Annotated in this window: 10 protein-coding genes and 2 pseudogenes; 4 read left to right on the forward strand and 8 right to left on the reverse strand. The window is 58.6% G+C overall.

From position 1 onward, the window contains the following. Positions 1–209 (reverse strand): annotated as a pseudogene (locus ACK8OE_RS20360) (IS110 family transposase); the annotation flags it as partial. A 231-nt stretch (positions 210–440) separates the two neighbouring features. Here ACK8OE_RS20360 and ACK8OE_RS20365 point away from each other — a divergent pair. After that, positions 441–1,064, forward strand: coding sequence for a tyrosine-type recombinase/integrase (locus ACK8OE_RS20365; RefSeq protein ID WP_410274147.1), 624 nt, complete (start codon positions 441–443; stop codon positions 1,062–1,064). Between the two features lie 245 nt (positions 1,065–1,309). Here ACK8OE_RS20365 and ACK8OE_RS20370 read toward each other — a convergent pair whose 3' ends face one another. Further along, positions 1,310–1,690, reverse strand: coding sequence for an I78 family peptidase inhibitor (locus ACK8OE_RS20370; protein WP_410274148.1), 381 nt, complete (start codon positions 1,688–1,690; stop codon positions 1,310–1,312). Positions 1,691–2,140: 450 nt separating this feature from the next. On the opposite strand from ACK8OE_RS20370, the gene ACK8OE_RS20375 reads away from it, so the two are divergent. Genes ACK8OE_RS20375 through ACK8OE_RS20385 form a run of 3 tightly spaced genes read left to right on the forward strand, consistent with a single transcriptional unit; the run spans position 2,141 to position 4,469 of the window. Further along, entirely contained in the window at positions 2,141–2,566 is a 426-nt protein-coding gene (locus ACK8OE_RS20375; RefSeq protein WP_410274149.1) for a hypothetical protein, read from the forward strand. Positions 2,567–2,621: 55 nt separating this feature from the next. Further along, on the forward strand, positions 2,622–4,211 hold the full coding sequence (locus ACK8OE_RS20380; RefSeq protein WP_410274150.1) for a DUF4331 domain-containing protein: 1,590 nt from the start codon (positions 2,622–2,624) through the stop codon (positions 4,209–4,211). Positions 4,212–4,223: 12 nt separating this feature from the next. After that, the gene (locus tag ACK8OE_RS20385) at positions 4,224–4,469 is read left to right on the forward strand and encodes a hypothetical protein (RefSeq protein ID WP_410274151.1); all 246 of its coding nucleotides are present in this window, start codon (positions 4,224–4,226) and stop codon (positions 4,467–4,469) included. A 50-nt stretch (positions 4,470–4,519) separates the two neighbouring features. On the opposite strand, the gene ACK8OE_RS20390 is transcribed toward ACK8OE_RS20385, so the two are convergent. From ACK8OE_RS20390 to ACK8OE_RS20415, 6 genes and pseudogenes are all read right to left on the reverse strand, one after another. After that, positions 4,520–5,359 carry a DUF4198 domain-containing protein gene (locus ACK8OE_RS20390; RefSeq protein WP_410274152.1) on the reverse strand — a complete coding sequence of 280 codons (840 nt, stop codon included), beginning with the start codon at positions 5,357–5,359 and terminating at the stop codon, positions 4,520–4,522. A 72-nt stretch (positions 5,360–5,431) separates the two neighbouring features. Next, entirely contained in the window at positions 5,432–5,980 is a 549-nt protein-coding gene (locus ACK8OE_RS20395; RefSeq protein WP_410274153.1) for a cupin domain-containing protein, read from the reverse strand. Then, positions 5,967–6,575 (reverse strand): RNA polymerase sigma factor, encoded by a 609-nt coding sequence (locus ACK8OE_RS20400; protein ID WP_410274154.1) that lies wholly within the window; start codon positions 6,573–6,575, stop codon positions 5,967–5,969. Before ACK8OE_RS20400 ends, ACK8OE_RS20395 begins: the two co-directional genes overlap by 14 nt. Positions 6,576–6,776: 201 nt before the next feature. Continuing rightward, positions 6,777–8,831, reverse strand: a complete 2,055-nt coding sequence (locus ACK8OE_RS20405; protein WP_410274155.1) for a TonB-dependent receptor — start codon at positions 8,829–8,831, stop codon at positions 6,777–6,779. 11 nt (positions 8,832–8,842) lie between these two features. Then, the gene (locus ACK8OE_RS20410; RefSeq protein WP_410274156.1) at positions 8,843–9,670 is read right to left on the reverse strand and encodes an outer membrane protein; all 828 of its coding nucleotides are present in this window, start codon (positions 9,668–9,670) and stop codon (positions 8,843–8,845) included. A gap of 919 nt (positions 9,671–10,589) precedes the next feature. Then, positions 10,590–11,303: pseudogene (locus tag ACK8OE_RS20415) on the reverse strand (IS110 family transposase); the annotation flags it as partial.

Genomic DNA, 11,303 nt, shown 5'->3' on the forward strand with positions numbered 1-11,303 from the left:
CGAAGCGTTCGACTGACAAAATGCGCGCTGAGGCAGGCCTCCATGCCGACGATACACGGGGGTAGATTTTTAAATGTCTCAGTCAGTGCCAGCCGCTTGATCTTACGGCGAAAAGCGATCTGACCATCAGTACCAAATCCGACAAGGTGAAACACGTCCTTGCCGATATCGATGCCTATCGACGCTAACTCAGGAATGTTCGTATCCATGGGATGCTTCTCCGGTTGGAGCCAGGCAGTCTACGCCGACTGCTTCGCAAGGGAAGCAGCCGGTCCATTCCATTAGCGGACATCGCGCTCTCCCGTACTTTTCTTGCTCTAAAGCGGACATTTAACGTGGTCCGTCCCTGCCTTAGTTGCTGATTTCATCCGGCTGGGGACGTGATATACTGCTGGTATGCAGAAGCGAGTTGCGGTGGGAGGGCCGGCGGAGAAACCGTCATGTCTGAAGATCCATCATCTACTCATAGCCAACCTTGGAATAAAGGCCTGTTGGTTGGCCAGAAAAAGCCGCTCCAGCCCAAACACGTCTGGTCTATCCGCGTGAGGCTCGAATTAGGTCAATCACCGAGAGACCTCGCACTCTTCAATCTCGCCATCGACAGTAAATTAAGGGCCTGTGATCTGGTGCGCCTTCGCGTAAATGATCTCTGCCATGCCGGGAAAGTCCGCGACCGCGCGACCGTCATCCAGCAAAAGACTGGCAAGGCTGTAAAGTTCGAGATCACCGAACACACTCGACTATCAATCGAGCGGTTACTCACGCAATTACCCGCGGGCGGCCCCGGATACCTGTTCCCTGGTCGATCAAAGCAGCGGCCTCATATTTCAACGAGGCAATACTCTCGGATCGTCCACACTTGGGTCGAAAGCATCGGACTTGAGACGACCATGTACGGCACCCACACCATGCGCCGAACCAAAGCTTCCCAACTATATCGAAAGACGGGTAACCTACGTGCAGTACAACTCCTTCTCGGGCATACAAAGTTAGAGAGCACAGTGAGATATCTCGGAATCGAGGTTGATGATGCTCTGGAAATGGCTGAGCAGATTGACCTATGAACCGATTAAGGCGCTCGGCGGACAATCACTTCCGGGCGCCCATTCTGGACATTACATCGATGCGACAACCTCTCCTAAGCGGAGGTAACATCGAGCAGTTGATTCTGGACTTCTTAAAGGTGCCATCTGAGTCCGCGTTTGTAACTCTGACCGCATCGGAATTAATTGTGACTCATACCCCCGCAAACAAAAGGATGGCAGATCCGCGTGTTAACCGAACGTGCCACTCACCGTGTCCGCCCCTCCTAACCACAGTTCGCGCGTAGAATCTTGCGTGTCAGTGGATCTACGATGATGGTTACGCGCTCGACGCGGAAATCCTGAGTGACCATATCGTTCGGGCCGACAACGCGGACGGTGGATGCCCCCGTAAGCGCTTTGATTTTGACCTCAGTGGGTAGGGTCTGTCCTTCAAGAGCTTTCGCGTCATCCACTCGACACTCACCATTCGCCGGCGGCGGTGAGATAGAGCCCGCCCCATCGGAGGCCGGTAGAGACGCGCAGGCCGCAAGTCCTGCCATTGCGGAAACCGATATCAAAGGGAAGATGACGCGCATTGGGTTTCTCCGTGTGTTTCGCATTAGCGTGTGCTGAAATCGCGTCGGTATTGCGGCGCCGAAACACATAAATCTCACATCACATAGACCTCAGCAAACCCGTGCGCTTTGCACGGCGTCAAAAAGAAATCATTCCTTCAAATCAATTTCCGGCGTTTGGCCGTAGTGGAAGTGTGTCTTCAGGAATGGATGTGGTCTTTGGACGAGCGGCCTTCATATCGCAGCGATAGGGCGACCAAGTCCTTGGCGGCATTTGCCGTCATAGCGACGCATGCGGTTGTCGGTCTGGTGTTCGCCTGGCAAGCAAACCCGTCCATTCCACCCTTTGAGGCCGAAGGGCCGGTTTTCGAGGTCTCGCTCGCGCCTTTCGTGGCCCCCTCGAAAACCACGCCTCGTTCTGTAGAGCCTACACCCGCCCCCCAGCCGGTCCCAAAAGCGAGCGGTGATCCAGCGCCATCTCCTCCATTGCCGGCTATCATACCGACGTCAGAACCGGTGCTGTCTGAAACCGAGAGCACGATGCTACAGGCATTTCAGCCCCCCGCCTTCGATGGCGATGCGGGCGGATGCGACCTGCGCGGGACGTTCAGTGCGTTAATGGCGAACAGCCCCGAGATTCAGCATAGCCTGTCCTCTCTACCTGTATCGGATCGCTCTGTGGCCAATGCGGTGATGCTGTGGGATGGCAAGTGGTCTGATGACACGCTGGTTGGCGGGCGGGCCTTGCTCAGGGGACTGCTGATCAAGACGCTGGCCGCCGCGCCAAAGGCCTGCCTGAATGGCATCAATTATGGCCCCGTCCTGTTTCTGGTTCCGGATCGTGATCGTACGGCTGTACTGGCGATCGGTTCGGGCGAATGGCATTGGGCCGATCTTTTGGCCGAAGATCCGGCCTTTGACGAAATTCTCCTTCTGGCGGCATCGAAAACACCGGATGCCCCGTAAAGCCTACCGAGGGCCGCCGATATCGATTGCGGTCGATCATCGTCAGGAGGGTTTTGTGACCAATAGTTCCAAGCGCCGCGCCGCGGCTCGGTTTGCCAGTGTCAGTCTTCTATGCCTTTCCATTTTTGCGCAGCCCGTTCTGGCCTCCAGCCACCGCGAAGCGCCCGGCATCACCAAGTCCCCGAAGGTCGACTCGACGGACTTCTACATGTTCCGCAGCTACGAGCCGGGCCGGGCCGCCTACGTGACCTTCATCGCCAACTATATCCCGCTGCAAGATCCCGGCGGCGGGCCGAACTACTTCACCATGGACCCCGATGCGGTTTATGAAATCCACGTCGACAATACCGGCGACGCCAAGGAAGACATCACCTACCAGTTTAAATTCTCGAATACTCTGGCAGGCGATAAGGGCGTCACGCTGAACATTGCCGGCACGACCAATGCCATTCCCTTGCGACATGCCGGTCCGCTGGCCGCCGGCAGCACCGCCGCACTGGGGGAAAGCGAATCCTATACCCTGACCGTCATCACAGGCGATCGCCGCAAAGGCACCAAGGCAATGGCGACCGGTACCGGCGGCGCAACCAGCTTCACCAAGCCGTTCGACTACGCTGGCACCAAGACCTTCAGCGACTATGCCGCCTATGCCAACCAGTACATCTATACGGTCACCCTCCCGGGATGCTCGACACCGGCAAAGGTTTTCGTGGGTCAACGCGCCGAGGCGTTCGCCGTTAATATCGGCCCCGTCTTCGATCTGGTGAATTTCGTGCCCATCGAGGGCGATAGCGCGCCGGGCGCTGGCGACGGCGGCGGATTCCCCGGCGGGATCAAGCAAAATCGCGCCGCCAATGATACGCTCTACGGCAAGAAGAACGTCACCTCGATCGCGCTCGAAGTGGCGATTACCTGCCTGACCGGTTCGGGCAACGGGGTCATCGGTGCCTGGCAGACGGCGAGCCTGCCGCAGGCCCGCCTGCTGGCCCCCAACGCGACCTATAAGCAGCCTTCGCAATCAGGCGGCGCCTACACTCAGGTGTCGCGTCTGGGCATGCCGCTGGTCAACGAACTGGTTATCGGCGTCCCCGACAAGGACAAGTTCAACGCATCCAAGCCTTCGGACGATGCGCAGTTCGCCGCCTACGTGACCAATCCGACCCTGCCGGCCATTCTCGACAGCCTGTTCCGCGCGCCCGTCAATGCAACGCTGGGCACCAATATTGCCAATCTGGCGCCCAGCAACTTCCCGCGTAACGATCTGGTTGCGGCCTTCCTGACCGGCGTGCCGACGCTGAACCAGCTTAAGACCGTCACACCGTCGGAGATGCTCCGCCTGAACACGGCAATCACGCCGACACCTCGGGCTTCACAGAAAAACCTCGGTGTGGCCGGGGACGATCTGGCCGGTTTCCCGAATGGTCGCCGTCCCGGTGACGATACGGTCGATATTGCGTTGCGCGTCGTCATGGGAGCTCTGTGTCACCCTATCCCGATCAATGGCACCCCGACCAATCTCGGTGTCTGCACACCCGCGCAAGCCCCGGTCGGCAACGTGCCCTTTACCGATGGTGCACCTTTGTCGGCGAACGACCTTCAAAACGCCTTCCCTTATCTCAATACGCCCTTACCCGGCGCTCAGTAAGAAAGACCGAAGATGAAGAAGCTGATATCCTACGCCGGTATCGCCAGTCTTGCCGCAGGCCTGACCGCCTGCGGCGGGGGTGGCGCAGGCGGTGGCGGTTCGACGACCATCGTCACGCCCCCGCCCCCCAGCGCAACCGCCAAATATGGTGCAAAGTTCGACGCTGCTTTTAAAGCCGATGCCAATAGCGATCCGGCCGAAGTCGTGGCTGGCGACGTCGTCGCCGTGGATGCTACCGCTGAGCCGACGCCGCTTTAGGCTTGGCGGACGAACGGAAAAGGCCTGCGCGGATGCGCAGGCCTTTCTTTTTATTGATAGCCGAATGTCAGGCTGGAAAACACGGTCTCGAAATCGTGCTTCGGATCGGCCTCCAACGGTTTCGTCCAGACCACGTTGATCTGCCAGGTTCCGGTTTTCGGGACTTCGAACACAACGCGACCGTCCTGGTCGCTGACGATCCGGGCCAACGGCTTGCCGTCGAAAGCGAGATTATTTAGCATGACGGTCGCGCCCGGCAAGGGTTGGCCTTCGTAATAAACGCGCAAAGGCAACTTGCCGGCATAGTCCGGTGCGTACGGATTCACCTCCGGAACGATTTCGAGCGTCAGACCCAGAGGCTGGACGACGACGGCATCATCGGCGGGGCTGTAGGCACCAGCCTGCACCAGTGCCTTGGCGCGGCGGCTATAGGTTTCGCGACCGGGCCGATCCGTCCTTTGAGTCTGGACCCGTTGCACGAGCGCCGGAGTCAGCCCCTCTTCCTTCAGATAGGCTTCGAAACGCTCAGCGGGTAACTCGCTGTAGGCACCCGTCGTTTCGAGTGCCAGAATCTGAAGGCCCGGGTTTCGAAATGCCAGCCGCGTGTCCATGTCCGGATCGCCTAACCGCAATTCACTTCGACGGTCGAGACGCCCTTTTGCCGTCACGTCGTAAAAGCTAACCACACGATCAACGGGGATCAAGGACTTCTGGCGGTCGCCGCCGTGGCCTACCTGTAAGGTCACGGGCGTCGATTGACCTGCCGCAACCTTGAAGCGCTCAGGCTGAAGCCAGAAATCGTGCGCCAGTGTCGGGGTGGCGCTAAAGGCAAGTCCGCTCGACAAAATGAGCGCCGTCAGGCGTGAGAATATAGGTCTTTTCTGTGCCATTACCCGTCTTTCAAATGAAACCGTCCCTACCTATACGAACGATCCCGGCAAACGGGTGTAGCGGTCAGCACATTAAGGATGGAAGGTCATGTCACCGCGAATATAGAGCAAGGCGCCCGTCTGGCTGGTCAGCGGACCATGGCGAATACCGGGAAAACCGAGATGCAGTTCGCCTGCGCGCACGACAACGCCATTCACCTCGATCTGTCCCTCCAGGACGAGGCACTCTTCGGTAATCAGGTGCGTGTGTTCCATAACGCTCGTGCCCGGCGCGACCTTATAAAGCACGATATGCATGCCGGCGGCCTTGTCGAGATGAAGCAGCTTGCGGTCAATGCCCGGAATGTAAGGCTGCCATCCCAGTTCGCCTGGCCGTACGGTTTGCGTGTCGGGCGACCGCTCAACATCATCGATGGCGCGATCGATGCGATCCCACAGGGCATCTGATGCCCGCACCGGCTCAGGCCGCTCGCTCAATGTGGAAAATAGGCTGTCATAACGCGCAATCTGGGCGGCAAACGCCGGATCACTGTCCCTCAGCGCTTCCGCGGCGACGATCTCCGAAAGGTCGGCCACACCGAGGGCGTAACGCGCCGCCAGCCAGTCGTCAGTTTCGGCCATATCCCTTCAAACACTCCTTGAGGTGCAGCAACCCCTTGCGCACCCATGTTTTCGCCGTCCCCACTGGCACCCGCATCTCTGCGGCAAGCTCTTCATGGGTGAGACCATACGTATAGCACAACTGCATGGCCTTTTTTATGTCCGGTGTCAAAGTCGCCAGACACCGCTGAACAGTCAGTGCGGTCTCTATATCAACCGTCTCAGACAGCCAAACATAGGTGGGCTCCAACGTGGCAATATCCTCCTCAAGTCCCAACGCTTCGCGGTGACTGATACGTAAGCGATCGATCGCCCGGCGCCGAGCAATTGAGAATAGCCACACCTCGGCACTCCCGCGCGCGGCGTCGAACTGGTGCGCCTTGGTCCACACGGTAACAAACACATCCTGCATGAGATCGTCTGCGGTCTCGCGGCGCTTTACCATACGCAACAAAAGCGCATAGAGGCGGGGCATGGTCTGGTCGTAGATGAGTTTGAGTGCGGCCCTGTCCCGCAGCGCTACCCGTTTAAGAAGCTGATTCAGGCTTCGCGCATCACTCACGGGCGGCCTTGCCGCCATTGCCGCCATTGGGGCGACCTCCAAGACGTCGGCCATACGTTCGCTCCCTGATACCCGCGTTATTAACGGGCGCAAGGCGATAAGGATTCAATGCGTTGCGTTTAAATACTCGCCACATAGCCATCTCGATCTCCGAACCCCGTCGTCCGTTTGCACGCACGCCTTGATTGGCCTTGCCGTAACGGCAGGCTTATCTTCTACGTCGTTGGGGCAACAGGAGATCAATGGCCGGAGAAATTATCCGTGATTGAGCGGTATGCGAAGCGTCAGGCGCACCGTCCTTGGTTCGAAGCTATGAAAATGCACATCGGCGACGCCCTCATCGGCTTCGCCTGGCAAGCGGGATTCGTAATAGTAGCGGATATCGTCATCATGACTGTCGAGAAGGTTCAGGACTTCGAGCCTGAGCTTGAACCGACCAAAATCCTGGGTCAGCAGCCCGTTCACAAGCGTCGTCGCTTTACTGCGAACACTATTGTCTTCAACCAATGACGACGGACTGAGCACACGCGCGGTCAAGGTGCCGGTCAACTGCGGCATCAGACGCGCTGTTACACCGGCCGTCACCACGTAATCGAGGGCGTTGGGAATACGGCTCCCCCCTTCGGGATTACCGGCAAACCTCGCCCTAGACGCGGCGGCGGTCAGGTTGAGGTTGAGGCCCGACCGAGGCGTATAATCGAGCAGTACCTCGACACCCTGCCGTTTTGTGGCACCCGACGCTTCAGTGTGTCCTTCGTCCCCTATGTAGACAAGTTCCGAATCGAGATGCAGTTGCCAGAGCGCGGCGGTGGCGCTGAACCGGCCAAGGCTATAGCGCAGACCGACTTCCGCCCCCTCCGAAGGCGCCAGAAGCTCAACGGCCTCGGTCGGATCGTCCGTGCCGGGCGTGACGGATACGGTTGCGCCCCTCAGATCGTTGGAATGGAAGCCGCGCCCGGCATCTGCGTAGAGTTCCAGCCTGTCCGATACACGCCAGGCAGCGGTCAGTTTTGGACTCCACAGGCTATCGCTGGCGTCGCCGCTGTTTCGGGGATCATCGGAGCGGACCATGCCGCCTATGGTATCAAACCTCAGTCCGGCGGTTATCCGCACCGGGCCGAACGTTCTTGAGGCCTCGGAGAAAACGGCGGCGGAATATTCGCGCAACCGATCTTCGCGCACCGTCGACAAGCGTTGGCGTTCGCGTGTGTAGTAAAGCCCGAGACGGCCGATATCGTCATATCGCGCCTCGGCACCGGTGCGGATCGTGAAACCTGCAACCAGCGTCGGCCAAGTTTGAACGATCGACCCGCCATAGATCCACCGCTCGTCGACCTGCTGGAACTGATCACCGTTTTCGGGATCGCGCAGGGCATAGGTAAAGTTGGAATAGAGGTCGAGCCTGTAGGATTGCAGGTAAGCGGTCGCCTCCAGGCCGTCAGCGCCTCTGCGCTGTAGGGACAGGATAAAGCGCGACGTATCGCCGTAATCGCTTGTGTCGATGGCCCCGAGGCGGGTGATCTGACGACCTTCGACCGCCCGCAGCGGGATCTGGTTGCTTGCCCGGCTGGAGGCGTCATGCGCCAATCCCGTCAACGACCATCCTGAAAGACCGATGCCATCCAGATCGACGCGTGCGATAAAAGCGGCTTTTTTCAGATGGTCCGGATTGTCGTAACCCCCGCGGTAGCCGGTCAGATCTATGGCTGCAAATCCGCCGTGGCCCAGATTGGTGACACCCAGAAAACGACCGTAACCGTTCTCGCCCACAGTCGCTTGCAGGTAGGACGACGCATGACCACCAAGCGTGCGAAACGCCGCTGTGCCCGCGCTCGAAAAATCGCCGACATCGGCGTAATAGGGCCCTTTGCGATAGCGAATGGTCTCTACGACTTCCGGAATCAGGCTGTTGAGGTCGAGATACCCCTGCCCATGGCCGTGGCTGCGCAGGTTCAATGGGGCACCATCCAGTGAAACCGAGAAGTCCGTCCCGTGGTCGAGATTGAAACCCCGCAGAAAGAACTGATTGGCCTTGGTATTACCCGAGTGCTGGGTGGCCGCCATGCCCGGCACCGCCTCGACCAGTTCGCCCGGACGCAGCAAAGGCCGGTCGGCAAAACGTGCGAAGGAAATGACCCCTTCGCTGGCCGAAGCCGCCTGACCGATCAGATTGCGCCGTTTGCCGAAGACATAGACTTCCGTCGCGTCGAGTGATCCGTCTTCAATATGGGCGGTACCATCATGTCCGAAGGCCGGCGCACAGCCAAATGCAAGGCCCGCCGCAAGCGGGCCCGCCCAAAAGCATTTCATCCTCCCCTCCCTCAGCCGCCGAAGCGATAGCGGACGATGACCGAGACCTGATCGATTTCTATCTTGTCTTCGCTACGCCGCATATCGGTGCCCGCGCTGTTCACGATGAGAAAGGGATTGGATGCAAAAGTGTTAGAGCTTGGCCCTGCGCGTACGATCGGTGCTTCGTCGTCAAAGGATGTGCGCAGATATTCCAGACCGATCGTCCAGCCACTATCAATCCGGTGTTCGAACCCCAGGCCGATTTGATAACCGGCCTCATCCTCCCCATCCGTGGCGGTAAAGCTGTTGAGCGCGTTGGTCGTGGCGAACTGCCGCTCTATCTCCGTCCAGGCGGCTCCGCCGGTGGCGTAGACGAGCCAGTTTTCCGAGGCATAACCCACCTTGCCCCGTAGGCCGGCGATATAATCCAGCTTCCGGGTAAAGGTATAGGCGGCCGGTGTGGTTGAATAGGCGGACACACTGTCAATAATATCGACGCTCGTCGCATCGCCGACGATGCCGAATACCCAGTTTCCCATCTGCCAATCGTAACCGGCACTAACGGACGGTCCACCGCGGGTCCGGTCGTCTATGCAGCCCTCAGCCGGGGTCCGGCCTGCGGCCATGCCACCGCAGAAACCGGGTGAGAAGGCATTGGCGCCCGCCGCCGTATTGACCGTATCGCCAAACTGGCCGTCGAGATTGGTATCGAAGCGGACGGTTTCATCGCTCTTGCCAACGCTTACGTCGCCCAGGCCTACCCCTACATATGGGCCCGACCATTCCTGTGCCCATGTTGGCGCGGCAAGTGTCAGCGACCCGACTGTGGCGAGCATCGAAAGTGCAAAGCGTGTCATGAACGACCCCGAAGTTTGATGTGTCAAACCTAGTACGGAGCAAAGCGGAATTTTGATGTTCAGAATTTCAGATGCGAAGCCAGAACACCGTCTCACACAATTTATAGTGCGGGTCGAATTGCAGCCACAGGTCCGCTTTTGCAGATAGCACTAACGTTTGGAAAGCCCGCCTTGGCCAAGTGGCACCTGAGCGCCCCGAGCGGTCATTCTGGCTGCAGGCAAGACGGACTACTCCAAAGCGGCCTACAATTATGCAGGCGAACCCGTCGCCTTAAGTCGAACTAGTCCTTAACAATCCGTCGAAAATAGGGGAGCAACTCAAGGTACGTCGACGTCAGCCCATCGTCTCCCCTATGGTTGGCAGCTCGGAAGCTAAAGAAAAGCTCGTTCCTCAAATCGATAAGTGTTTCTCTTCGTCGAAGTTTCGCATTATCTGCACATGCTTCGAACGATCCGAAATAGTCATAGCCGTTGAACGAGGCTGCAAAGCGTACGACCGATTGTCGGTCGGTTGGATCTGGCAAGTCGGCAGACCGCAAAATCATAGGCTTCCAATCAATAGAATTTATGCTGCTATGTTACTGCAAGCGGCCCCGCACCGCCAGCCAGACTCCATGCAAACCGCTGAATGCGGCTGGTTTCGGCGATATCAGTCTAGTCAGAGCGGCCAATTCGCGCCCAATTGTATGGACCGGCTGCCGATCGCAAGTAAGATTTCGCATGAATAGCAGAAGTCGCTAATATGTATCCGGCCTGTTGATCGGCGTGCGAGCCGTGGCCTTGATGGGAATACGCACGCGCTTTTGGCCTCATTAGCGGATCGGCCGGCAATCGGCCAATTGGGCGCTCAGGCTCAGGGCGCGTTTATCGTTCCGTTCCATGCCGTCGTCTTAGTCGCGAACTGGGTGAAGATCGGTGCCTATATGGCCTCGATCTCGGTTCTGTGGGTGTCGAAAGCCTTTCCTGAGCTCAGCACGCTCCAGGTGATCCGCGCGAGCTTGTTGGCTAGGGCAGCGGCGAGCTTGTTTCGATGCATCCGTGTGGCGGCGTTGGTGAGCCAGTCTCCGAAGCTGTACTTTGACCAATTTTGCGGCCTCATCAGGAGGACATTGGCGGCCTGTACGAACAGCGTTCGAAGATATCGGCTTCCGCGCTTTGAGATGCGCCCGAGAATTGAGGGGACCGCCCGTGCTGAATTGCTTTGGTACCAGGCCCAGCCAGGCCCCGAAGTCGCGACCACGTTCAAAGGCCTCGCCCGTGCCGATGGCCGCGACAACCGCCGTGGAGATCAAGGGGCCGACGCCCGGAACGCTCATTAAACGACGGCAGTTCGCCTCATTCCGGCTGATCTCTTCGATCTCGCCGCTGATGGTCTCGATGCGTTCATCGAGCCACAGCCAGTCTTCATAGAGGCCGACGATCAGTTGGCTCATCCGCGGCGAAATCTCATCCGCGCGGTTGTCGAGGATCTCAAACAGCGAGTTGCGTAACGCCCGCACGCCGACCCTGACCGTGATGCCCTGCTCAATAAGAAAGGCGCGTATCTGATTGATTGTCGCCGTACGCCTTGACACCAACCGCGAGCGAACACGGTGGCAGGCTTGAAGATCCAGTTGATCCTGGGTCTTCTCAG

The sequence above is a fragment of the Asticcacaulis sp. W401b genome, assembly GCF_046503825.1.
Classification (GTDB): Bacteria; Pseudomonadota; Alphaproteobacteria; order Caulobacterales; family Caulobacteraceae; genus Asticcacaulis.

What these genes read in the sequence shown, in the direction of transcription:
- ACK8OE_RS20365 (WP_410274147.1), top strand. Translation starts at nt 441, where the DNA reads ATGTCTGAAGATCCATCATCTACTCATAGCCAACCTTGGAATAAAGGC.
- ACK8OE_RS20370 (WP_410274148.1), bottom strand. Translation starts at nt 1,690, where the DNA reads ATGTGTTTCGGCGCCGCAATACCGACGCGATTTCAGCACACGCTAATG.
- ACK8OE_RS20375 (WP_410274149.1), top strand. Translation starts at nt 2,141, where the DNA reads ATGCTACAGGCATTTCAGCCCCCCGCCTTCGATGGCGATGCGGGCGGA.
- ACK8OE_RS20385 (WP_410274151.1), top strand. Translation starts at nt 4,224, where the DNA reads ATGAAGAAGCTGATATCCTACGCCGGTATCGCCAGTCTTGCCGCAGGC.
- ACK8OE_RS20390 (WP_410274152.1), bottom strand. Translation starts at nt 5,359, where the DNA reads ATGGCACAGAAAAGACCTATATTCTCACGCCTGACGGCGCTCATTTTG.
- ACK8OE_RS20395 (WP_410274153.1), bottom strand. Translation starts at nt 5,980, where the DNA reads ATGGCCGAAACTGACGACTGGCTGGCGGCGCGTTACGCCCTCGGTGTG.
- ACK8OE_RS20400 (WP_410274154.1), bottom strand. Translation starts at nt 6,575, where the DNA reads ATGGCCGACGTCTTGGAGGTCGCCCCAATGGCGGCAATGGCGGCAAGG.
- ACK8OE_RS20405 (WP_410274155.1), bottom strand. Translation starts at nt 8,831, where the DNA reads ATGAAATGCTTTTGGGCGGGCCCGCTTGCGGCGGGCCTTGCATTTGGC.
- ACK8OE_RS20410 (WP_410274156.1), bottom strand. Translation starts at nt 9,670, where the DNA reads ATGACACGCTTTGCACTTTCGATGCTCGCCACAGTCGGGTCGCTGACA.